Raw genomic sequence first — 22,267 nt, forward strand, 5'->3', positions numbered from 1 at the left:
GGTCCGCGAGGGCAGACCAACGGGCAGAACGGTCGTGGGCACGGGCAAGGCTCCGCCGCCAACTGCCCTCAAGGGCAGCAGGGGTGCCCCGTGAAAGGTCCCATAGGACGTTTCAACGGGCGCGCATCGCGCGTGAGGGTGAGAGGCGTCCTGTCTCGTACCCCGAGGAGAGCAGAGCATGCCGTCCTACCTGTCGCCCGGCGTATACGTCGAGGAGGTGGCCAGCGGCTCGCGTCCCATCGAGGGGGTGGGCACATCGGTGGCGGCCTTCGTCGGGCTCGCGCCGACCGGGCCGCTGAACGAGCCGACCCTGGTGACCAACTGGTCCCAGTACGTCGCGGCCTTTGGTGACTTCACCGACGGTTACTACCTCGCGCACTCGGTGTACGGGTTCTTCAACAACGGCGGCAGCGCGGCGTACGTCGTCCGCGTCGGCGGCACCGCCGAGGGCGCGGCGGGAAGCGGCGCCCCCGCGGCCGTCTCCGGCTCCGCCGCCCCGGCCGCGCTCCCGGCGGGCGAGCCCAAGCAGCTCGGCACCTTCAGCGTGACCGCCGTCGCGGGCGGTTCGCTCAGCGTCGAGGTCGCGGACGCCGAGGGTGAGGGCCCCGCCGAGCGCTTCAGGCTGATCGTCAAGGAGGGCGACAAGCCCGTCGAGACGTTCGACGTGACCGCCAAGAAGGGCGGCCGCAACTACGTCGTCACGCAGGTGAAGGAGCGCTCCAAGCTCATCACCGTGCAGGAGTCGACGCCCGCCGCGCAGCTCGCGCGCCCCGAGAACCAGACCGTGGCCCTGGCGGCCCCCGCAGCCCCCGCCCCTGTCACCCCCGCCAAGGCGAGCGACTCCCACCCCGGCCCGGCCCACTACCTCGGCGACTCCGCGGACCGCACCGGCTTCGGCGGTCTGGAGGCCGTGGACGAGATCTCCATGGTCGCCGTCCCCGACCTGATGGCCGCCTACCAGCGCGGCGCGATCGACCTGGAGGCCGTGAAGGCCGTCCAGCTCGGCCTCATCGCGCACTGCGAGCTGATGGGCGACCGGGTCGCGGTCATCGACCCGCCGCCGGGCCTGAATGCCCGTCAGATCCGCGTCTGGCGCCAGGAGACCGCGGGCTACGACTCCAAGTACGCGGCCCTGTACTACCCCTGGGTCAAGGTCTTCGACCCGGCGACCGGCCAGTCCCGGGTGATCCCGCCGAGCGGCCACGTCTCCGGCATCTGGGCCCGCAACGACTTCGAGCGCGGTGTGCACAAGGCGCCCGCCAACGAGGTCGTACGGGGAGCGGTGGACCTGGAGCTCCAGATCACCCGTGGTGAGCAGGACCTGCTCAACCCCATCGGCGTCAACTGCATCCGCGCCTTCCCGGGCCGCGGCATCCGCGTCTGGGGCGCGCGCACCATGTCCTCCGACCCGGCCTGGCGCTATCTCAACATCCGCCGGTACTTCAACTACCTGGAGGAGTCGATCCTGCTCGGCACCCAGTGGGTGGTGTTCGAGCCGAACGACCACAACCTGTGGGCCAGGATCCGGCGCAACGTCTCGGCGTTCCTCGTCAACGAGTGGCGCGGCGGTGCCCTCTTCGGCCAGCGGCCGGAGGAGGCGTTCTACGTCAAGTGCGACGAGGAGACCAACCCGCCGGAGTCGGTGGACGTCGGCCGCGTGATCTGCGAGATCGGCATCGCCCCCGTCAAGCCCGCCGAGTTCGTGATCTTCCGGCTGGCCCAGTTCTCCAGCGGCAGCGGTGAGTTGGAGGAGTAGGCCCGGTCCGTCCCGCCTGCGCCCGCTAGCTCTCACAAGCCTCCTCGTACGCCGCCGGCCGGTACGTCTGCTCGTACGCCGCCCCGTACGCCATTGCCAAGAACCCTCAGAAGGACAGAGAACAGATGAGTCTCAGCCCGGGTGACGCCCTTACCTCACATAATTTCGGTCTGCAGATCGACGGCGTGATGGTCGAGTACCTCGCGGAGGTCAACGGCCTCAGCATCGAACAGGACGTCATCAAACACCTGTCGAACTCGGCGCAGGGCAGGCCCGAGGTCAGTCTGATGCCGGGTGTGCAGAAGGACGGGCAGTGCACCGTGGTGCGCGGAATGACCCAGTCCCCGGCGTTCACGACGTGGATCAACGACTCGATCGCCGGCCAGATGAGCACGGCCCGCAAGAACGCCTCCATCATCATGATGGATTACCAGAACAATCCGGTGAAGCGGTACAACATGCGCAACGCCTGGTGCAGCAAGATCGACGCCAGCGCGCTGAAGGCCGGCGAGGCCTCCGCGCTCACCGAGACCGTGACCATCGTCTTCGAAGAACTGGTCATCGAGTAATGCGGCGTACGGCTGCCAGGGCGGGCGCGGGCCCGGTCGTGGACGCACCACCGGCGCCGGGGCCGGAGCCGATGGCGGGGCCGGAGCAGACCCCGGCCCCGGCGCCCGCTCCCGTGTCGGTGCCGCAGCAGCTGCGGACGGAGTTCCCCTTCGAGCTGCCGCGGGGGTACGTCGACGCGTCGGGCACGGTCCACCGGGACGGCGTGATGCGTCTCGCCACGGCCCGGGACGAGCTGATCCCGCTGCGGGACGTCCGCGTCCAGGAGAACCCGGCGTATCTGTCGGTCGTCCTGCTGGGCCGGGTCATCACCAGCCTCGGCACGCTGCCTTCGGTGCACGACGGGGTGGTGGAGAACATGTTCGCCTCCGACCTGGCATTCCTCCAGGACTTCTACCGTCAGGTCAACGCCGAGGGCCACACCCGCGCCGCCGTGGAGTGCCCCCACTGCTCGGAACCCTTCGAGGTCGAACTCGGCGGGAGCCGCCTGGGGGAATCGTGACGTACGCGACCGACCGGCTGCACGAGGAGATCGCGTACGTCGCCTACCACTTCCACTGGAGCCTGGAGGAGATCCTGGATCTCGAACACCAGGACCGCCGGCGCTTTACGGAACAGATCGCGTCCCTGGTGACGCGGGGCGGGGCGGAGGGCTGAGGGGTGGGGTTCTTCGACCGGCTCAGGGGCGGCGGCGGTTCGGTGACGTCGGGGGCTTCGGCCGCTTCGACTTCGGCTTCGGCCGCTTCGGCTTCGGCCTCGGCTTCGGCTTCGGCGGTTGCAGCCGCGGGGCGCGGGGCCGGGGCGGATTCGGTTGCCGGGGCGAGCCCGGCCCCCGAGGCGAACTCGGCTTCTGGGGAGGGCAATTCCTCGCGTACGGATACGGATACGGGGGCCGGGTCGGTCCAGGTGGCCGGCTGGGTGGGGTTGCCGGCGATCCAGCGGGCCGCTGTCGGGCGGACCGGTGTCGCGGACTCCGGGTTCGGCGGGCGGCTGAGCACCTGGCAGAACCCCTCCTTCACCGGGACCCTGTCCCACGCCGTCCTCGACGGAGCGCCGGGCGGGCTCGTCAGGAACGCGCTCACCACGTCGGCGAGGCCCGCCTCCGGCCTCGAACCGCCCTCGCACACGCTGCCGCCGGTGCGGTCCGAGGAGCCCGAGGCTCCGGGCGACGTACGTGACGACGCGGGACCGACACCGGCACCGGCACCGGTACAGCGCGCGCCGCGTCCCGTCACGGCATCCCGCCCGGCGGGCCCCCGCGTGACACCCGTACCGCCCCGGGTCCACCGGCCGAACCCGCTGACCAGGGCGCCCGCCACGCCTGCGGTGCAGCGACGGGCGCTGCCCGTTGCCCGACGGGAGGCCACGGGTGCGCCCTCTGTTGAGTCGGCGGCTGATGGCGAGCGGCCCTCAGAGACCGGCCCGGTCAGCACACCGGGCGCCTCCGGCAACCCGACTCCGACCGGTTCCGGCAGCCCGGCGTCCGGTGGCGGTACGGCGAGCGGTTCCGGCGCCCCGGCGGCTCCCTCCGGCGGCGCGGCCGTCAATGTCCAACGGGCGACGGCCAGTTCCCGCGGCACAGCTGCGACTCCGGCCACCACCGAATCCGCCGGTACGGCGAGCGGTCCCGGCAGCCCCGCGGCCCCCTCCAGCAGCGGGACCGTCAACATCCAACGGGCGGCAGCCGGTTCAGGTGGCACGGCGAGCGGTCCCGGGAGCCCGGCGGCCCCCTCCGGCGGCGCGGCCGTCAACGTCCAGCGGGCGGCGGCCGGTTCAGGCGGCACGGCCGTCTCACCGGCCACCACCGGATCCGCCGGTACGGCGAGCGGTGTCGGCAGTCCGGCGTCTCGCGCCGGTGGCGCGGCCGTCAACGTCCAACGGGCGACGGGCAGTTCCAGCCGCACAGCTGCGACTCCGGCCACGACGGGCCCCGGCAATCCGGCGCCCGGACCTGTCCGTCCGACGGCCGACCCCCGCGCCCGGGCCACTCGCCCAGGTGGACCGGCGGCCAACCCTGGCGACAGGGCGGCGGCCGGTTCCCCCGGTACGACACACCACACCGGCACCGAGGCGGCGGCCTCCTCCGCCAGTACGGCGAGCAGCGCGGCGCCCGCCGTCCCTGACGCCGCGCCCGCCACCGGGCCCGGCCGGGCGGGGGCCGACGTCCAGCGAGCGGCTGCCGCTCCCCGTGGCGCGGCCCCCGATCAGGCCGGATCAACCACCGGTCCCAGCAGGGCGACCGCCAGTCCTGGCCCCGCACCCGCCACCAGGCCCGGCCCTGCTGTGGCCAACGTCCAACGAGCGATGTCCGGCCCCGGCAGTACGACGTCCGAGCCCGCCGCCGCGACGGCCATCGGGCCTGCCACGACGGCCGCCGGTACCGACAGCACGGCGGTCCGCGTCCAGAGGACGGCTGCCGACCCCGGCAGCATGCCGACCCGCCCCGCCGGGACCACCACCGGCTCCAGCGGTGCCGGGGAAGGCCCCAGCCGCACGGCGCCCGGACCGAGCGGCGCGGCGCAACACGGCGACGCGGCGACCGGCGTCCAGCGGGCTCCCGCCACACCCAGCGGCACGCCAACTCCCGCCGCCGGAACGGCAACCGGCCCCGGGCACGCAGCACCCAGCCCCGGTGACACGGCAGACCGGTCTGGTAGCACGGCTTCCAACTCCGGCAGCACAGCGACCCGTTCCAACGGCACGGCTGCCAACACACAACGGGCTACCACCAACTCCAGCGGCACGCCCGCCTCATCCGCCGGATCGCCAACCCGTCCCAGGCATGCAGTGCCCAACTCTGGTGAGGCGACGGCCCGTTCTGCTGTCGCGGCTTACAACATCCAACGTGCGCCTACCAGTTCAAGCGGAACACCAACCGCCCCCGCCGAGACGGCCACGGGCCCCAGGAATGCAGCGGCCAACTCCCCAGGCACGCCCGCCCGTTCCGGCAGCACTGCTGCCAACACCCATCGGGCGACCACCAGTTCAAGCAGCACGCCAACTGCCTCCGCCGCAACGGCCAAAAGGCCCAGGGAAGCTGCGGCCAACTCCGAGGGAACAGCAACCCGTTCGGGCGCCGCGGCAGCCAACATCCAACGGGCAACGACCAGTTCAGACGGCACCGCCACCACCGGCTCCGCCGGTACGGCACCCGGCCCCGTCCGCCCGTCGGCCGACCGCAGCCACGACGGCCCGGCAACTCACCCGGTCGGCCCGGCAGCCGTGAACCCTGCCGACCGGGCGGCCGCCATCACCGCCACGACATCCCATGCCGACAGCCGGATGCCCAGCCCCGGCAACCCGGTAGCCCAGGGCTCCCGGGCCGGGAAGGCCCCCTCCGCCAACTCGCCTGCTCCCGGCCCGAGTAGGGGTGGACCCACCACCCCCACCACCAAGCCGGTGCAGCGCAGTACCTCCGCCCCGGCCCGGCGCCTGGGCCTCGGTGCGCCGACCTCGGGGAACGTGTCCACCACCGGCCCGACGACCGCACTCCCGGGACCGGCGACCCGGCTCCCCGTCACCTCGGCGACCCCCGCACCCGCGAGCCCGTCGGATCAGCCCCTCACCTCACCAACCGTCGCCCCGGTCCAGCGCGCCACCACGCCAACCCCCCGGCAGCGCCCCCTGCTCGGCGCACCCCTCTCCGCCCCGCCCCCGAACGCGGAACCCCTCTCCGGGCGTACCTCTCCCGGCAGTTCGGGCGTTGCCGGGTCACCGACCGTCCAGCGTGCGGCAACGGCGCTCCAGGGAACGGCACCGGACCGTACGCCCGGACCACCGGCCACCCGGATCCACGGAACTCCGGCTCCCGCACAGGCGGCACCGCCCCACCGCCCCCCGGCCGTACCTCTGCGGACCCCTGCCGTACAACGCGCCACAGCAACCCCCTCCAACGCGCGGCCCACGGCCAAAAGCACCAGCCCCACAACCACGCCTACACCCGCACCCGCACCCGCCACAGGCACTCCCATACGCAGCCTGACCCCCGCCCGCGCCCTAACCCCCGCCCCAACACCCGCAGCACCCCCCGCCAGCCTGCACGGGGCAACCCCCGTAGCCGTCCCACTGCGCCGGTCCTCAACTCCAGGCACTGGCCCGGCCGTACAGCGGCGGGCCGTCGCCCCCAGCACTCCCGTCGGCCGTGCCGTGCCACTCCTCTCGGCCGCCAAGTCGGGTTCCGGTACCACCCCGCCCGTCGTCACCCCCAGGACGGCCCAGCCAGTTGTCCATCGGCACCCCGCAGCCATGCCCAGCGCACCCGGAAACACCATTGCAGCACCAACGACCCCCGCACCCATCCCCGTACAACGGGCCGGCGGTGGACCGCCCCAGCCGACGCCCGCCAGGACAACCACGGCCGTCTCGGCGGTCACGGCGAACGGCACCTCGTCGCGCGGCTCGTCCGGGTCAGGCTCCACAAGCGACCCGCACAAGACGGACAAGAAGCCCGACCCCGACGAACTGCCGCCCGAGTACACCCCGGTGGCCAAGGGCCAGTTCGATCCCCGTTCCCTGACCGACTTCCAGCTCGACGAGCTGACGCACAGGCTGATCGGCCGGATCACCCGGCTGGTCCGCACCGAACTCCGGCTGGACCGGGAGCGGATCGGCAAGCTCCGCGACCCACGCCGCTGACCGCCCCCCACCCGGCGCCCGACACCCACGAGCACGACCCGCAGGAGAACGACCCGCACGAGAACGACCCGCACCGCACGCCCCCGCACCACCCCGCACGAACCGACGTCCGCAGAAAGGCCGCCCCCGATGTCCCGCGATCTCGACCCGGGCTCCACCATCTTCTTCACCCTGACCATCGACGGCGAGAGCCTCGGTTACTTCAACGGGTGCGAAGGGCTCTCGTCCGCGGTGGAGATCGAGCAACACCAGGAGGGCGGCAACAACGGGTTCGTGTGGCAGCTTCCGTCGCGCGTCACGTTCTCCAACATCCGGCTGACCCGCCCGCTGACCCCGGACACCACCAAGGTCGCGGCCTGGATCTCCTCCGTGACGACCGGGGTGAAGCGGCCGACCGCGCAGATCGCCGCGTTGCGGGCGGACGGTTCGGAGGTGGCCCGCTGGGGGCTGATCGACGTACTGCCGGTCAGCTGGCAGGGCCCCTCCCTGGACCCGGCCAGCCCGGCCGTCGCCACGGAGGTCCTGGAGATCACCCACCACGGGTTCACGGACTGAGGGGCGGCACCACACATGGCAAAGGGAAGCAAGGGCGCGGGCAAGAGCCTGGTGCGGGCCACGCTGGCCATCCACGAGCCGCCGGTCGGCACCAGCACCACCCCGGGCGCTCTGATCAAGACGTTCAAGCTGGACTTCAACCCGGCGCAGCTGACGCTGAGCCGCCGCGCCCAGTGGAAGACGACGCCGACCGCGGCCGTACGCGACGGCAACGTCCCGGAGTTCATGGGTCCCGAGCCCCGGGAGATGACGGTCGAGATCTTCCTGGACTCGTCCCTCGATCCGAACAGCAACTCGGTGCTGAAGAAGGTGGAGTCCCTGATGGCCTGCTGCGAGACGACGGCGAAGAGCATCGCCGCCAAGCAGCCCTCGCCGCCCTGGGTGGTGTTCCAGTGGGGCTCGTTCTCCACGGCCCGCTTCACGGCGTACGTGAGTTCCGTGGAGGCGAACTACTCGCTGTTCGGCACGACCGGTGTGCCGATCCGGGCCACCTGCCAGGTGACGCTGCACGAGATCCCCAGCAAGGCCAAGGGGCAGAACCCGACCTCGGGCGCGCTCACCGCGCAGCGCGTGCACCGCGTGGTCGCGGGCGACTCGCTGCAGTCGCTGGCCTGGCGCGAGTACGGCGACGCGTCCGCGTGGCGCGCCATCGCCGAGGTCAACGGCATCGACAACCCGGCCGATCTGCCGTCGGGCACGGAACTCCTGATGCCCTCGGCCGAGGAGGTGCGTTCCTGATGGTGCAGCCCGCGTACTCCACGCTCATCCAGGTGACCATCGACGGCAAACCGCTCCCGCCCGACTACGCCCCGATGCTCGTCGACGGCTGGGTCGACCAGGGCGCCGGGGTGCCCGCCGCGTTCCGGCTCACCTTCCGGGACCCGGACCGGGAGATCCTCGCCAAGCTGGGCATCAGGTTCGGGAGCAAGGTCGTGCTCACCCCGATCGCCGACGGCAAGGGTGCCGCCGATCCGCTGCTGACCGGCGAGGTCACCGGTCTGGAGGCGGACTACGACGGCACCGGCACCTTCACCGTCGTCCGCGGCTACGACGCCGGGCATCGCCTGGTGCGCCGGCGCCGGGTGGCCGCGTACAAGAACCAGAGCGCCTCCGACATCGCCCGCAAGCTGGCCAAGGAGGACGGTCTCCAGCTCGGTGCGATCGGTTCGACGAAGACCGTGTACGAGTTCATCAGCCAGGCCAACGTCACCGACTGGGACTTCCTCTCCCGGCTCGCCGACGAGAACGGCGTGGTCATGTCGGTGAACGCGAAGGGCAAGTTCGAGTTCACCAAGCCCAAGCCGGCCTCCGGGGCGCCCGCGGTCGGTACGGACGGGGACAAGAGCCCCTTCGTCCTCCAGGCCCGCCGGGACATCCTGCGGCTGCGGGCCGCCGTCACCGCCGCCGACCAGGTCGGCAAGGTCCAGGCGCGCGGCTGGGACATCACCACGAAGAAGAAGCTCACCTCGATGTCGCTCGCGACCAAGAACCCCGGTGTCAGTATCGGCACCGCTCCGGGCGAGGCCGCCAAGAAGTTCAAGACCTCCACGCTCGTCGAGACCGGCACGCCCTACGACAAGCAAGCCGAGGTCAAGTTCGCCGCGGAGTCCCTCTCCGACGACGTGACCTCCTCGTTCGCCGAACTGGAGGTCGCCGTGCGCGGCAACCCCAAGCTGCGACCCGGCGTTCCCGTCACGCTGTCCGACGTCGGGGACCCCTTCCAGGGCAAGTACACCGCCACGTCCGTACGGCACGTCTTCGGCGACGGGCAGCACTACGAGAGCTGGGTGACCTTCAGCGGACGCCAGTGGCGCTCGCTGTACGGGCTCGCCTCCGGGGGCGGTCCGTCCGTCGAACCCCGGATGCCCGGCGTGGCCAACGCCATCGTCACCAACGTCCAGGACCCGGACAAGCAGGGGCGGGTCAAGCTCCAGTTCCCGTGGCTGGACGACCAGTACGAGAGCGACTGGACGCGGGTGACGCAGTGGGGCGGCAAGGGCGGCGGCGGAATCTTCCCGCTGGACGTGGACGACGAGGTCCTCGTCGCCTTCGACCGGGGCGCGCTCGACCACCCCTTCGTCATCGGCGGCCTCTACAACGGCAGGGACAAGCCGACCCCCGTCACGGACGTCCCCCTGCACGACGGACTGCGGAACAAGGCGATCCGGCACACCCTGTCCGACCGGAAGGGCAACCGCGTCGACCTGCTCAGCCAGACAACCGGTGCCCGTGCGCAGGGCGTACGCGTCGCCAGCGGTGACGGCCGTCTGACCATCAACCTCGACCGCACCAAGACCGAGATCACCGTGGACAGCAAGGGCACGGTCAGCATCACGGGCAGCAGATCGGTGTCGGTGGAGGCCGGCACGGACCTGACTCTCAGCGCGCGGCGCAGGCTGACCATCAAGAGCGGCGGGCTGCTCAACATCACGGGCAGGAACGTCAACGTCAAGTCGCTCGGCGGGGCGGTGGCGGTGGACGCGGTGGGTGCCCTCAGCCTCAAGGCCGCCGGAACCGTCCAGGTCAGCTCCGTCGGCCAGGTGGGCGTCCGAGCCGTCAACGTCGACCTCATGGGCATCGTGACGGTCAACAAGAAGCCGTATCCGATCCCATGACGGCCGAGACGTACGCCCTATCCGCACAACGCGGAAACACACGAAGCAGGACCGAGACGACCAGGAGAAGGCGGGTGGCCCACTGATGGCCGAGCAGTTCGTCGGATCCGGCTGGGCCTTCCCGCTGCGCATCGGCCCCACCGGGGGCATCGCCCTGGTCAGCGGGGAGCGCGAGATCGAGGAGGCCATCCGGCTCGTACTGGCCACCGCGCCGGGCGAGCGGCCGATGCGCCCGGAGTTCGGCTGCGCCATCCACGACCTGGTGTTCGCGCCGGTCAACGAGGCCACCGCGGGCCGCATCCAGCACGAGGTGTACACGAGCCTCGACCGCTGGGAGCCGCGCATCGAGGTGAGCGACGTCGAGGTGACCGCCGGCCGCGAGACCGAACAGGGCGTGCTCTTCATCGACGTCCGCTACTCGATCCGCGGCACCAACAACCCGCGCAGCCTGGTCTTCCCGTTCTACGTCATCCCCTCCCACGACGAGCCGGACCCGGCTCCCGAAAGCGACCGCTGATGGCCCTGCCCTCCCCGAACCTCGACGACCGCCGCTTCCAGCAGTTCGTCGACGACGCCAAGCGCTACATCCAGCAGCGCGCCCCGGAGTGGACCGACCACAACGTCTCCGACCCGGGCGTCACCCTGGTGGAGACGGTCGCCCACATGGCCGACCAGATCGTCTACCGGCTCAACCGGGTGCCGGAGAAGAACCACCTGGCGTTCCTGGATCTGGTGGGCATCACGCTGTTCCCGCCCTCCGCGGCCCGTACGGACGTCACGTTCTGGCTCTCCGCGCCGCAGGAGGAGCCGATCCTGCTGCCGGTGGGCACCGAGGTCGCCACCACGCGCACCGAGAGCGAGGAGGCCGCGGTCTTCGCCACCGAGCACGAACTGACCGTCGTGCCCTGCGAGTTGAGGCACCTCGTGGTCCAGCAGAGCGGTGAGCCCGTCGCCGACCGGACCGCCGACCTCGCCGAGGGCAAGGACGTCATGTGCTTCTCCGAGGCCCCGCGGCCCGGGGACTGCATGCTGCTCGGGCTCAGTGCCGCCGTGCCGCACTGCGCGGTCGGGATGGAGCTGGACAGCCGGGTCGACGGCGTCGGCGTGGACCCGCGGCAGCCGCCGCTGGTCTGGGAGGCGTGGACCGAGGACGGCTGGACCGAGTGCGAGGTCGACCGGGACGGAACCGGCGGCCTGAACCGGCCCGGCGAGGTCGTGCTGCACATCCCCGGCGGGCACACCCTGTCCCGCACCGGCGGACAGGAGGCCGGCTGGCTGCGCTGCCGGGTCACCGAACCGCTGCCCGACCAGCCCTTCTACACCACCTCCCCGACCGTCCGCTCCGCGGAGGCGTTCACTCTCGGCGGCACCACCACGGCCGTACACGCCGAGACGGTGTACGACGAGGCGCTCGGCGAGTCCACCGGTCTGCCCGGGCAGCGGCTGCGCCTGGCCCACGCCCCCGTGGTGGGCGACACCCCTCCGATGCTGCTGCAGACCGTCGAGCACGACGACGGGACCGGCTGGTCCGACTGGGACGTCGTCCCGTCCTTCGCCGCGTCCACCCCGCACGACCGGCACATCACCCTGGACGCCGCCACCGGTGAGATCGCCTTCGGCCCGGCGGTACGGGAGCCGGACGGCACCCTGCGCCAGTACGGGGCGGTGGCACCCAAGGGCGCCGTCATCCGCGCCCTGCGCTACCGCACCGGCGGCGGCCGGACCGGGAACGTCGCCCGCGGTGCCGTCCAGGTGCTGCGCACGTCCGTCCCGTACGTGGCCGAGGTCGTCAACCGGGAGGCCGCGCGCGGCGGCGTCGACGGCGAGACGGTGGAGGAGGCGAAGACCAGGGCGCCCATCACGCTGCGCGCCCAGGAGCGGGCGGTGACCCTGCGCGACTACGAGGAGCTCGCCCGCCGGGCCGCCCCCGAGACCGCCCGGATCACCTGCCTGGAGGGCGACGAGGGCGAGCACGGGGCGTACGCGGTACGGGTGTTGGTGGTTCCGCAGGCCGTGCCCGACCCCGGCGGCCGGCTGCGCTTCGAGCAACTGGTGCCCGGCGACGCGCTGTTGCGCCGCATCACCCACTACCTGGACGAACGCCGCCTCATCGGTACGCGGTTGGCGGTCGGCCCGCCCTTCTACCAGGGCGTGACGGTGGTCGCCACGCTGCACGCGTTCCGCGGCACCGACACGGACCGGGTCCGCCGTCAGGCGCACGACGCCCTCTACCGCCACCTCGACCCGCTGACCGGCGGCGCCGACGGGCGGGGCTGGCCCTTCGGCCGTCCCGTGCAGTCCGGCGAGGTCTTCGCCGTGCTCCAGCGCGTACCCGGCGTCGAACTGGTCGACGAGGTCCAGCTCCACCCGGCCGACCCCCTGACCGGCAAACGCGGCGACGCGACCAACCGCATCGACCTCCAACCCCCGTCCCTGGTCTTCTCCTTCGACCACCGGGTACGCGTGATCGGAGACAGGCCGTGAGGGCCGCGCCCCGTTTGACGCGCGGGAAAGTCGGGGGCGGCACCGCGACCCTCAAGGGGCGCGGGGAACTGCGCGACCAGCCCCCACGCACCCGCAGCAAACGAACCGCCCACCCGGCGGTGCTCTCGGGCGGCCACGCATGAGGGGCTCCATCGACGGGCTGGGTTCGTCCGCGCCGATCGGCATGACGCTGCCCGCCGTGTTCGCCGACGACGATCTGGCACAGCGGTTCGTCGGCGGGCTCGACGACGTGCTCGCACCGATCCTGGCCGTCCTCGACTGCCTGGACTCCTACTTCACCCCGGCCCTGGCCCCGGTGGACTTCACCCGGTGGCTGGCGGGCTGGGTCGGTGCGGAGACCGACGGCACCGAGCCCGACGACCGGCTGCGCGCGGCCGTCGCCGCCGCCGCGTATCTGCACCGGGTACGGGGCACCAGCCGCGGTCTGTCCGAGGCGATACGCCTGGTCTTCGGCGTGACCCCGGAGATCACCGAGAGCGGCGGCGCCGCCTGGAACGCCCGGCCCCTCGGTCCCGTTCCCGGCGACCGCAGCCCGCGCCTGCACGTCACGCTCCGCCTGCCCGACCCGACCCGCGCCGACGAGCACCGGCTCGACAGCCTCGTGGCGGCCGCCCGACCCGCCCACATGCCGTACACGGTCCAGGTGACCGCCGCCGAAAGGACTCCCGAGAGATGACCAGCCAGAACTCCGGCACAGGACGGGAGCCCGCCCGCAGCTGCGCCGAATGCGGCACCCGGGCGGAGCCCGGCCAGTCCTTCTGCGACTCCTGCGGTGCGGTACTCGGCTGGTCCGGCGCCCCGGACCGGGCCGACGCGGCTCGCAGGGACCCCGTGCGCGCGGAGGCCGCACCATCGGCGCGGGACTCCGCGGCGGGGGGTGCGGCCGGGGGCTCCGGCAGGTCCGGCGACTCCGGCAGGTCTGGCAGCACCGGCAGGTCCGGCAGCACCGGCAGGTCCGGCGGCTCCAGCAGGTCCGGGGGCTCCGGCGGCTCCGACAGCTCCGGTGATCAGCCGGGATGGGACGCGTTCGCAACCCCCGGGGCCGGAACGGGTACGGCCCGTACGGGCCACGACCCGGCCGTCGCGGCAACGCCCGGGGCGGCCGGTGGCCGCCGGGGCGAGGACGAGACCGGGTGGCCGGGTACCGGAGCCACCGGGCCGGGTGCCGGAGCCATCGGGCCGGGTACCGGAGCCGACGGGCCGGGTACCGGTGTCCGCCTGGCGCGGAACGCGGGTCCCCGGCCGGGCGACGGGGACGCCGACCACCCGGCCGGCCGGGTGGTCGGCGGTGAGGCGAGCGCCGGTTGGTCCGGTGACGGCGAGGCCGCCGCTGGCTGGTCCGGGGCGCGGCGCACGGACACGACGCCCGACTCCGAGTCGGCGGCCGGGCAGCAGCGGTCGGGCAGCGCGGACGGTTCCGAGCCGGCTGCCGGGCACCGGCAGTCGGACGGCACGGACGGCTCCCGATCAGCGGCCGGACACCGGCACTCGGACAGCGCTGACAGCTCCGGATCAGCGGCCGGACACCGGCAGCCGGGAAGCGCCGACAACTCCCGATCAGCGGCCGGACACCGGCACTCGGGAAGCACTGACAACTCCAGGTCGGCGGCAGGACACCGGCACTCGGACAGCGCGGACAGCGGGGACGGCTCCGGGCGGGCCGGGACACGGCAGTCGCCCGCCGGACCCGTGGGCTCCGGCACCGCGCCGGACTCCGCGCCGCGGCACGACCACCCCGCCACCGAGCCGAGCTTCCCCTCCGCGGCGTCCGCCGGTGCGGGGTCGGCGGGGCTCCAGGAGTGGGACACGAACTCGCCCGCCGCTCCGGCCTCCTACAGTTCGCTCGACCTCTCCCCCGGCGCGCGGGACAACTCCCGCCCCGAAGCCAGCGAGGACACCCACCCGGACATCCACCCCGACGACACCGCCGGCACCGCCGACACCGAGTCGGTGCCGACCACCGCGAGCCGGGGCCACCACCCGTCCACGGACTCCACCCACTCCGCCCACTCCACTCACTCCAACCGCTCCACGGGCTTCTCCGGGTCCACGGACTCCGCCGACTCCTCCGACTCCACCGCCGAACGGGCCAGGTCCCTCCTCATCCCGGTGAGCGACCCCGAGCCCCGCGCGCCCGCGTCCCCCGCCGTCGCACCCGTACTGCCCGGCCGTCCGGTCGCGAACCGGCCCCAAGTCCGCGCCCCGGGCCCCGAGTTCGGCCCGCAGGGTGGCATCCCGTGCCCCTGGTGCGCGACCCCCAACCTCCCCGACCGGCACTACTGCGGCCGCTGCGCCATGCCGATGTCCGGCGGCGGGCCGGCGGCCCCGGGCCGGCAGCCCTGGTGGCGCCGGATACCCGGCTTCGGCGTCGCGCAGACCCCGTGGGCCGGCGACCGCCCCCGGCTGCGCCGCGGCTTCGGGGCCGTCATGAACTGGGTCGTCGGCGGCCTCGTACTCGCCCTGATCATCACGCTCGTGCTCAACATCGGTGACGGGGTGAACGCGACCCGCGACCACTTCGCCAAGCGCGCCGCGGTGGGCCCGGACAGTGTGAAGGCGTCGCGCTCCTACCCCGGTCACCCCGCGCAACGCGCCTTCGACAAGCTCAGCAACACCTGGTGGGGGCCGGGTGTCTCGGGGTCCGGCGACGGGCAGTGGCTGGAGGCCCGGTTCGCCCAGCCGACCCGGCTGCTGGACCTGGTCATCACCTCCGGTGTGTCGACCCAGCCGGACAAGCTCTCGCAGTCGGCCCTCCCGCACCGCATCGAGGCCTTGATCACCGCGGCCGACGGCAAGAAGACCACCCGGATCATCAACCTGGACCAGAGCGCGGGCGGCCAGCGCCGCAAGTTCCGGGTCGGGGCGGTCTCCTCGGTGCGCTTCACCGTGAAGTCGGCCTACGCCACCGACGCCAAGAAGCAGGTGTCCATCGCGGAGATCGAGTTCTTCACCCGGTCGAACAGCAACAGCTCCTGACCGACACAGCACTGGGCCGCCGAGCATGCCCGGCGGCCCAGTGCGGCAAGGACGATGAGGCCGGGTCAGTCCTCGCGCTGGGCGCGGGCCAGCCGGTCCGCGCGGTCGCGCCGGGACGGGGACTGGACGTTCACGGTGATGCCGGCGCCCTCACCGGGCGTCGCGTCCCAGCCGCGCAGCTTGTCGGCGACCTTCGTCACGCGTACGTCGTCCGGTCCGGCGTCGATGTAGAACAGCGACTCGTCCACCTCGTCGTCGTCACCGCCCCAGCGCACCACGCCCTCGCAGTCGGCGAGGATGTCCCGCAGCGTCAGCTCCTGGAGGGGGAAGAGCCCGCCCTTCGCACTGGCGCCCGGCCGGATCCGGACCGCGGTGCCGGAGGCGAGGTTCGACTCCGGAAGGGCCTCGCGGAGCTTGCCGATCCCCTGCCAGCCCGCCAGGTCGATCCGGCTGACCTGCTCGACCTCGTAGTGGAAGCGGCGGATCACGTGGACGAGGATCAGCTCCACGTCTCCGATGCGGACGTCGACCTCAAGACCCGTACCGGCGACGGGGCGGGTCCACACCGTCGAGACATGGTTCGCCTCCTTCTCCAGGGTCCATCCGTTCGCGGACGTCGGGGGCTTCTTCGGCGCGCTCAAGGGCCCGCTCTTCGCAGTCTCCTTCGGCGCGGCGACAGCCGTGCCCGGTACGACGGAGCCCAGGGCGGCCGCGGCACCGATCACCGTGGCGCTCTTCACCACGGCACGCCTCGTCATGTCGTTCTGCATGTCGTTCTGCACGTGTTTCATCCCTCTCATAGAACGATCATGAGCGCGAACGACGGCACCAGGGTCATCAGGACACTGACCGGCCAGTACACGCGGGGTTCCAGGGCCGACCTGCGCCGCAGCGGGCGGTTGGCGAGCCACCAGACCAGGCCGAACAGCAGCAGCACCGGCCCGCCGACCAGCAGCCAGGGCAGCATGCCGTCGTTCTCCGTGGGCTCGCCGACGGTCCAGCCGAGCGCCTTGAGCGGCCAGTTGACCGCGAAGTACGACAGCAGCCACACCGGCACGACACCGGGGACTCCCAGCAACAGGTTCACGCCCAGCACGGCCGGCAAGGACTTCCGCATGTGCCCAGTATTCACGCCCATGATCGGGGTCACTTGCTGCGGGACAGCTGGTTGTAGCTCTCGAGAACGCTGTAGAGACCGATGAGTTCGCGGCCGTACTGGGCGGCGGCGTCGCCGGTTCCGTTGTACCGGGCGAGCAGGGCCTGGGTGTCGGCGAGGCTGGTGGTCAGGTTCGGGCGGGGCTTGTTCAGCTGGTGCGCGTTGTAGACCGTCAGATAGGCGACCGACCGGATGTTGTAGGTCGGGTCCTCGTTGAGGTCCTTCCAGACCCCCGGGATGTTGTCGTCGGTCAGCGGGCTGCCGTTGATGATGCCCTGCTGCATGCAGTAGTTGCGGGCGTCGATGGTCACCCAGGCGAAGATCTGGCCCCAGCCGGTGCTGCAGTCGTCGTCCAGACCGGCCTTGACCGCCTCGTCGGCGGCGACGTCCAGGGGGTTCATCTTGCGCAGCTCCCACAGGACGGGAGCCTGGATCAGCGCCTTGCGGAGCTTGAGCTGCCGGGCCAGCGACGTGAACAGCCAGTCCGCGCTCAGCACGAGTTCGTACGCCTTGGTGGTGGAGATGCCGCCGAGCGTGGCCCAGTCCGAGTCGGTCCAGCCGTCGCCGCCGGTCTCCGGGACGCCGATCGACTCCAGGTAGCTCTTGACGTCCGTCAGCATCGGGGCCTGGTAGGCGTCCTTGTCGAGGTCGACGTCCACTCCGTCGGTGTAGCCGCCCGGGTCGAAGTCGCCCTGACCGGTGTCGCGGCCCGAGGCGATGTTCTTGTCGATCTCGATCGAGCCGGTGCCCGAGCCGACGGTGATGGTGGCGATCTGGTCGAACGCCCAGTTCGTCGGCATCGGGTAGCCGAGGTTCCCGGAGAAGCCGCTCGACATGTCCGACACGAAGCTCGTCGCCGAGTAGCCCGCGTCCGCGATGCGCTGGCACACATTGCGCGGTCCGTAGACACCCACGCCGTAGCCGGAGTTCTCGCCGATGGTCCGCATCACGCCGCGGAAGTGCGGAACGATGTACTCCGTGACCTCGCCGTCCATCGCGTCGTAGTCGACGGCGAAGTAGATGATCGTGCCCGGCTTGAAGCCGTGGTACTGCGCCCAGTCGATCGCCTTGAACGCGTCGCTGGTCCCCTGGTTGTAACTGAAGTAGTCCGCCGACCGGCTCCACGTCTGGAAGATCGGGAAGCAGCGCAGGCCGGCCTCCTTGATCGTGGCCAGCTCGCCGGGCTGGATCTGCTTCTCCGGCAGGCTCGTGGTCGACGGGTTGAAGAGATACCGACCGATGTACTGGTAGCCGGCGGCCTTCAGGGCCTGCGCACGCGGCGGCGTGATCATCGTGACGCCGTCGCACGCCGTGCCGGGGCGGGACTGGTCGCCGTAGGAGACGAGCAGCGAGGCCCACGTCGGGAAGTCGCCGTTGCCGGTGACCGGGAGCTTCACGAACGACTGGAAGCTCTCCACTCCGGACTGCACGGTCGAGGTGAAGTTCCCGAAGGGCACATTGCGCTTGTTCAGGATCATGGCGGCGGTGAACAACTGCGCCCATACGCCGGTGGTGCCGTTGGAGACCGTGTGGGACTTCAGGCCCGACTGGGTGCCGGGTCCGAAAACGCCGTTCGCGGTGCCGTCGGCCATGCCCAGCTCGTACTGGATCGCGAACAGCATCGACTTGGCGACGTCACGGGAGTGGTATCCGTCGCAGGGGATGACGTAGAAGTCCTTGCGGAGGATGTAACGGCCGTTCAGCCACTGCTGGATGGACCGGATGGTGTCCGAGCCGCCGCCGATGGTGACGTAGGCGTCCATGTTGAACAGGCCCTTGACGACTTTCGGCCACAGGGAGCTGCCGGGATACGTGGCGCTCACACCCATGTTCTGGTTGAGCTTCTCGACGGCTGCCTTGACCCGGTCGTTGTACTTGCCGTCGATCTCGCCGCCGTCATAGCCCTTGCAGTAAAGGGCGGACTGGATGATGCGGGCGAAATTCGCCGAGGGGACCGTCGTCTCGTCCAGCTTGCCGTACTTCGAGCCGATCGTGGCCAGCGTGGTCGGGCCGAAGGAGTCCGACAGCGCGGTGATGCCCATCTCGTACTGGAGCGCTCTGGTCAGGGCGTACATCACGGGCCAGCCGGTGACCCCGTTCTCGTCCAGTTTGGATATACCGAGTGTCGCGCCGTTGTTGTACGTCGTGTTCACGAACCGCTGGGCGAGACGGACCATCTCGTCGGCCATGAGCTGTCTCCTACGGAAGGCGAGTTGACAAAAAAATAGGGTGCCGACGGCACCGACAGGAAATGTTCTTTGGCGCCGCCCATTTCCGCAAGCCATTACATCGGCGCGCCCGACTCCGGTTCGTTGCCAGACTTTTACCGGAATCCCTACAACCGTGACGGGCGACACACGACCGGCCCGCGCCCCGATGTTTCACGCTTCACGGATCTCCGAAGATCGCCGAAGAAGACTCGGCAATGCCACCAATTCAGGCATGTGCACAATTTGCCCCTTCGGGCCGCAGCGCACTCAATTCAGGGCGGATCCGCACGACCATCCGGAAGGCGTCATTCCGGATGCCCGAAGGTCACGAATTCAGCACGAACACTTCAACGTGTTACCACCATTTACCCTCGGCTCGAACAAGTGCATGATGACCGGCGTTGTTGTTTCCGGGTCGGATGAGGTTCACGATGCGTGGGCGAAGAGTTGGTACGCGGATTGTGGCGGCCCTGACCGGATGCGTCCTCGGCGGCGGCCTCGCCGTCGGATGCGGCCCGACCGCCGACAGCGGCGACGGGCACTCGGCGGGGAAGCGTGAGCCCCTCACCGTCGCCAAGGCCCCCGCTCAGCTCCCCGTGCCGCTCGGCAAGGGCAGCAAGGCGGCCGACGACTTCAACGGGGACGGGCACCCGGACCTCGTCCTCAACGATCTCGTGAAGCGCGACAGCCACGGCGACGACGCCGGGATCGGCGTCGTCTACGGATCGGCGCGCGGACTCGCCCCCGGCGCCCGGCAGTTGCTGAGCGCGGCCCGCAACGCGGCCGCCACCAAGGGGCAGTTGCCCGCCGTCTTCGACGCCGAGGCGAGCTGCGATCTCGACCGGGACGGGTACACGGATCTCGTCGTCTCGACCGACCCGCCGTTCGACGGGCAGGGTCAGCCGCCGGTCCCGCTGCAGATCCTCTTCGGCTCGGCCCGGGGCCTGGCCGGCAAGGCCGTGAAGCTGGCGATTCCCCCGCAGGCACGTTTCGGCAACGACTGGCCGGACCAGCCGGTGTGCGGGGACTTCAACAACGACAAGGCCGAGGATCTCGTCGTGCACGCCTCCGACGGACGGCTCAGCTATCTGCGCGGGCCCTTCACCCGCAAGGGCGCCCCGAAGGCGGCCGGTGCGCCGCTCGCCTCACCCGGGAACGTGCCCACACCACCGGCCGTGGACGTCGACGGTGACGGCTACGACGACCTGCTCGTCCGTACCGCCGAGGGTTCCGCCGCCTCCGCGTCCACCTCCTCCCTCGTGCCGGGCGGGCCGACCGGGCCCGCCGGGACCGCGGTCGCCCTCCCGAGCGGTGTCGACGTCGCGTTCGGCCGGTTCGGGAAGGGCAAGGGGCTCGACGCGGCGATCGGCTCGATGACCGGCACCGCGCTGCGCTACGACGTTCCGGGCACCCTGCGCGGCACACTCGACATCGCCGGAACCGTCCTCGACTCCGGGGACTTCGACGGGGACGGGCTGAGCGAACTCGTCTCCAGCGGTTCGGAGTTGCGGATCCTCAAGGGCCGTACGACGGGTCTGTCCAAGGCCGGGATGGTGACCGTGCCGCCGCCCGCCCGGGGGACCACCCGCGTGCTGAAGGTCGCCGACTTCGACGGGGACGGGTGCGCCGATCTGGCCGTGCGCACGTACCGCGGCGACACGAAGGACACGATCGCCGTGTACCCGGGCTCGAAGAAGGGCCTGCTCGCACGGGAGCCCGAACTCACCTTCTCCACCTCGGAGTTCCTGGGCATGGAGAGCTGATGCCGCGCTCTTCCAGGACCGGGCCGGCGGCGGTGGCCGTCGTCGCCCTGGTCGCGAGCCTCTCCGTGGCGTGCGGCGGTGACGGCTCCCCCGGCCGCCCCGACAGCGGACCGAAGAGGCCCGCCGCCGGAAAGCCGTCCGACAACCCGGACCCCGGGGACTTCAACGGCGACGGCTACGACGACTTCGCGACCGTCGTGTACTCGCAGTCCAAGGACAAGAGGCGGTACACCGAGACGCTCACGGTGGTCTACGGCTCCTCCGACGGCCTCAACAAGGCCTCGGCCCAATGGACTTCGGCGGCCCGGAAGGCGGAAGAGAAGGGCGCGGGCTTCGTCTCGGGCCGGCTGCGCACCGACCTCGACGGCGACGGCTTCACCGACCTGGTCGTGGCCCGCGGGAAGGCCGGCACCCCGCTCGGGACCCTCGCCCTCTTCGGCGGCCCCCGCGGTCTGGGCAAGGCCACCGAACTGGCCCTGCCCGACGGCTTCCAGCCGCTCACCGCCGCCGACTTCGACGGTGACGGTTCCGTGGACCTGCTCGACGGCGGCCACGGCGGCACGGGCGACCCCAGCGCGACCGGGCCGGGCTCCGACGGGCTCCTCCTGTACGGCCCCTTCGACCGCACCGGCACCCCGAAGCGGCAGGCCGTCCTCGACCTCGACCAGCAGGGGTACGCGACCCCCGAATCGGCCACCACCGGCGACTTCGACGCCGACGGGAAGGCGGAGGTGGTGTTCACGTACGACTTCGACGCGGAGGAGGACGAGAGCGCGCCCGAGAACCTGTACATGGTCGGCTACTACGAGGGCGGCGCGGACGGGCTCGTACGCGTCCCCGCGCTCGAACCGCGCATCAGCAAGGCGGTGGGCACCTTCGAGGGGCCGCGTACGCCCGCCGCCGGTGACGCGGACGGCGACGGCGTCGACGACCTGCTGCTGCCGACGCAGCTCGCCGTGGCGCCCGCCGACATGCCCGCGGAGGGTGGTGCGCTGACCATCCTGTACGGGGCCAAGTCCGGTTTGGGGAGCGGGCGTTCGGAGTCCGTCATCGAGGGCGAGGGCGGGGAGAAGCGGCGGATCGACTTCGGGTCGTCGCCTGCCGTCGGGGACGTCGACGGCGACGGGAAGCCGGATGTCGTCGTGAACACGCCGGGCTATCGGGGGCACGACGGGAAGGTGACGCTGTTGCCGGGCGGGGCGTCGGGGGTGCCGTCCGCGGACGGGGAGCAGGCCGTCGACCCCCTGACCGACGGGTTGCCGGGGACGCCCAACCCGTACAAGTGGAACGAGTTCGGCCATCAGCCGCCGTTGCTGGACGTGGACGGTGACGGGCATGACGATGCGGTGGCGTTCGGGCCGTTGTGGGAGAAGCGGGCCGGGGCGTTTCTGGTGTTGCGGGGGACCGATGAGGGGTTCGACTCGGGGAAGGTGCAGCTCCTTACGCCCGGGGAGCTTGGGGTGCCACTGCGGTTGAAGTGAACCGGGGGTTCGGTTGTCGTGAGGCTGCGGACCCGTTGTGGCTGGTCG

The 22,267-nt window shown here is 71.5% G+C and carries 18 protein-coding genes; 14 read left to right on the top strand and 4 right to left on the bottom strand.

What is annotated here, in order from left to right; genetic code table 11:
* Positions 1–178 precede the first annotated feature (178 nt).
* From ACIBEI_RS41335 to ACIBEI_RS41350, 4 genes are all read left to right on the top strand, one after another.
* On the top strand, positions 179–1,756 hold the full coding sequence (locus ACIBEI_RS41335; RefSeq protein ID WP_398895936.1) for a phage tail sheath family protein: 1,578 nt from the start codon (positions 179–181) through the stop codon (positions 1,754–1,756).
* 125 nt (positions 1,757–1,881) lie between these two features.
* A complete protein-coding gene (locus tag ACIBEI_RS41340; protein ID WP_143640089.1) occupies positions 1,882–2,325 on the top strand; it encodes a phage tail protein in 444 nt (147 codons plus the stop codon).
* Entirely contained in the window at positions 2,325–2,825 is a 501-nt protein-coding gene (locus ACIBEI_RS41345; RefSeq protein WP_398895938.1) for a hypothetical protein, read from the top strand. Before ACIBEI_RS41340 ends, ACIBEI_RS41345 begins: the two co-directional genes overlap by 1 nt.
* Positions 2,822–2,980, top strand: coding sequence for a DUF6760 family protein (locus ACIBEI_RS41350; RefSeq protein ID WP_186001281.1), 159 nt, complete (start codon positions 2,822–2,824; stop codon positions 2,978–2,980). Before ACIBEI_RS41345 ends, ACIBEI_RS41350 begins: the two co-directional genes overlap by 4 nt.
* Before the next feature lie 1,547 nt (positions 2,981–4,527).
* Here ACIBEI_RS41350 and ACIBEI_RS41355 read toward each other — a convergent pair.
* Positions 4,528–4,899: a hypothetical protein gene (locus tag ACIBEI_RS41355; RefSeq protein WP_398895940.1), complete on the bottom strand. Its 372-nt coding sequence runs from the start codon at positions 4,897–4,899 to the stop codon at positions 4,528–4,530.
* A gap of 1,669 nt (positions 4,900–6,568) precedes the next feature.
* On the opposite strand from ACIBEI_RS41355, the gene ACIBEI_RS41360 reads away from it, so the two are divergent.
* The 8 genes from ACIBEI_RS41360 to ACIBEI_RS41395 all read left to right on the top strand — a co-directional run bounded on the left by ACIBEI_RS41360 (position 6,569) and on the right by ACIBEI_RS41395 (position 15,609).
* Positions 6,569–6,958 (top strand): hypothetical protein, encoded by a 390-nt coding sequence (locus tag ACIBEI_RS41360; RefSeq protein ID WP_398895942.1) that lies wholly within the window; start codon positions 6,569–6,571, stop codon positions 6,956–6,958.
* A gap of 129 nt (positions 6,959–7,087) precedes the next feature.
* The gene (locus tag ACIBEI_RS41365; RefSeq protein ID WP_143640083.1) at positions 7,088–7,513 is read left to right on the top strand and encodes a phage tail protein; all 426 of its coding nucleotides are present in this window, start codon (positions 7,088–7,090) and stop codon (positions 7,511–7,513) included.
* Positions 7,514–7,528: 15 nt separating this feature from the next.
* On the top strand, positions 7,529–8,251 hold the full coding sequence (locus tag ACIBEI_RS41370; protein ID WP_398895944.1) for a LysM peptidoglycan-binding domain-containing protein: 723 nt from the start codon (positions 7,529–7,531) through the stop codon (positions 8,249–8,251).
* Positions 8,251–10,128 carry a VgrG-related protein gene (locus ACIBEI_RS41375; protein WP_398895946.1) on the top strand — a complete coding sequence of 626 codons (1,878 nt, stop codon included), beginning with the start codon at positions 8,251–8,253 and terminating at the stop codon, positions 10,126–10,128. Before ACIBEI_RS41370 ends, ACIBEI_RS41375 begins: the two co-directional genes overlap by 1 nt.
* Positions 10,129–10,213: 85 nt before the next feature.
* Positions 10,214–10,645, top strand: coding sequence for a GPW/gp25 family protein (locus tag ACIBEI_RS41380; RefSeq protein WP_143640485.1), 432 nt, complete (start codon positions 10,214–10,216; stop codon positions 10,643–10,645).
* Complete coding sequence (locus ACIBEI_RS41385) at positions 10,645–12,612, top strand: putative baseplate assembly protein (RefSeq protein WP_398895947.1); 1,968 nt, start codon at positions 10,645–10,647, stop codon at positions 12,610–12,612. The genes ACIBEI_RS41380 and ACIBEI_RS41385 overlap by 1 nt, the downstream gene beginning before the upstream one ends.
* A 139-nt stretch (positions 12,613–12,751) precedes the next feature.
* Positions 12,752–13,309, top strand: coding sequence for a phage tail protein (locus ACIBEI_RS41390; protein ID WP_269654298.1), 558 nt, complete (start codon positions 12,752–12,754; stop codon positions 13,307–13,309).
* Positions 13,306–15,609, top strand: a complete 2,304-nt coding sequence (locus ACIBEI_RS41395) for an NADase-type glycan-binding domain-containing protein (RefSeq protein WP_398895948.1) — start codon at positions 13,306–13,308, stop codon at positions 15,607–15,609. The genes ACIBEI_RS41390 and ACIBEI_RS41395 overlap by 4 nt, the downstream gene beginning before the upstream one ends.
* A 65-nt stretch (positions 15,610–15,674) precedes the next feature.
* Here ACIBEI_RS41395 and ACIBEI_RS41400 read toward each other — a convergent pair whose 3' ends face one another.
* The 3 genes from ACIBEI_RS41400 to ACIBEI_RS41410 are packed head-to-tail and all read right to left on the bottom strand — an operon-like array spanning position 15,675 to position 18,954.
* Complete coding sequence (locus ACIBEI_RS41400; protein ID WP_398895950.1) at positions 15,675–16,400, bottom strand: twin-arginine translocation signal domain-containing protein; 726 nt, start codon at positions 16,398–16,400, stop codon at positions 15,675–15,677.
* Between the two features lie 5 nt (positions 16,401–16,405).
* Complete coding sequence (locus ACIBEI_RS41405; protein ID WP_143640073.1) at positions 16,406–16,726, bottom strand: hypothetical protein; 321 nt, start codon at positions 16,724–16,726, stop codon at positions 16,406–16,408.
* 29 nt (positions 16,727–16,755) lie between these two features.
* A complete protein-coding gene (locus tag ACIBEI_RS41410) occupies positions 16,756–18,954 on the bottom strand; it encodes a glycoside hydrolase domain-containing protein (RefSeq protein WP_398895952.1) in 2,199 nt (732 codons plus the stop codon).
* A gap of 452 nt (positions 18,955–19,406) precedes the next feature.
* Between ACIBEI_RS41410 and ACIBEI_RS41415 the strand changes: the two genes are divergently transcribed.
* On the top strand, positions 19,407–20,738 hold the full coding sequence (locus ACIBEI_RS41415; RefSeq protein WP_398895953.1) for an FG-GAP repeat domain-containing protein: 1,332 nt from the start codon (positions 19,407–19,409) through the stop codon (positions 20,736–20,738).
* On the top strand, positions 20,738–22,219 hold the full coding sequence (locus tag ACIBEI_RS41420; RefSeq protein WP_398895955.1) for an FG-GAP and VCBS repeat-containing protein: 1,482 nt from the start codon (positions 20,738–20,740) through the stop codon (positions 22,217–22,219). The genes ACIBEI_RS41415 and ACIBEI_RS41420 overlap by 1 nt, the downstream gene beginning before the upstream one ends.
* Positions 22,220–22,267 lie beyond the last annotated feature (48 nt).

The sequence above is a fragment of the Streptomyces sp. NPDC050988 genome (assembly GCF_044456225.1).
GTDB lineage: Bacteria > Actinomycetota > Actinomycetes > Streptomycetales > Streptomycetaceae > Streptomyces.

Bases quoted from the DNA above. Each gene is read 5' to 3' on its own strand.
- ACIBEI_RS41385 (WP_398895947.1), top strand. From the start codon at position 10,645: ATGGCCCTGCCCTCCCCGAACCTCGACGACCGCCGCTTCCAGCAGTTC.
- ACIBEI_RS41335 (WP_398895936.1), top strand. From the start codon at position 179: ATGCCGTCCTACCTGTCGCCCGGCGTATACGTCGAGGAGGTGGCCAGC.
- ACIBEI_RS41400 (WP_398895950.1), bottom strand. From the start codon at position 16,400: ATGAAACACGTGCAGAACGACATGCAGAACGACATGACGAGGCGTGCC.
- ACIBEI_RS41345 (WP_398895938.1), top strand. From the start codon at position 2,325: ATGCGGCGTACGGCTGCCAGGGCGGGCGCGGGCCCGGTCGTGGACGCA.
- ACIBEI_RS41390 (WP_269654298.1), top strand. From the start codon at position 12,752: ATGAGGGGCTCCATCGACGGGCTGGGTTCGTCCGCGCCGATCGGCATG.
- ACIBEI_RS41360 (WP_398895942.1), top strand. From the start codon at position 6,569: ATGCCCAGCGCACCCGGAAACACCATTGCAGCACCAACGACCCCCGCA.
- ACIBEI_RS41415 (WP_398895953.1), top strand. From the start codon at position 19,407: ATGCGTGGGCGAAGAGTTGGTACGCGGATTGTGGCGGCCCTGACCGGA.
- ACIBEI_RS41375 (WP_398895946.1), top strand. From the start codon at position 8,251: ATGGTGCAGCCCGCGTACTCCACGCTCATCCAGGTGACCATCGACGGC.
- ACIBEI_RS41340 (WP_143640089.1), top strand. From the start codon at position 1,882: ATGAGTCTCAGCCCGGGTGACGCCCTTACCTCACATAATTTCGGTCTG.
- ACIBEI_RS41370 (WP_398895944.1), top strand. From the start codon at position 7,529: ATGGCAAAGGGAAGCAAGGGCGCGGGCAAGAGCCTGGTGCGGGCCACG.
- ACIBEI_RS41410 (WP_398895952.1), bottom strand. From the start codon at position 18,954: ATGGCCGACGAGATGGTCCGTCTCGCCCAGCGGTTCGTGAACACGACG.
- ACIBEI_RS41420 (WP_398895955.1), top strand. From the start codon at position 20,738: ATGCCGCGCTCTTCCAGGACCGGGCCGGCGGCGGTGGCCGTCGTCGCC.
- ACIBEI_RS41405 (WP_143640073.1), bottom strand. From the start codon at position 16,726: ATGCGGAAGTCCTTGCCGGCCGTGCTGGGCGTGAACCTGTTGCTGGGA.
- ACIBEI_RS41365 (WP_143640083.1), top strand. From the start codon at position 7,088: ATGTCCCGCGATCTCGACCCGGGCTCCACCATCTTCTTCACCCTGACC.
- ACIBEI_RS41380 (WP_143640485.1), top strand. From the start codon at position 10,214: ATGGCCGAGCAGTTCGTCGGATCCGGCTGGGCCTTCCCGCTGCGCATC.
- ACIBEI_RS41395 (WP_398895948.1), top strand. From the start codon at position 13,306: ATGACCAGCCAGAACTCCGGCACAGGACGGGAGCCCGCCCGCAGCTGC.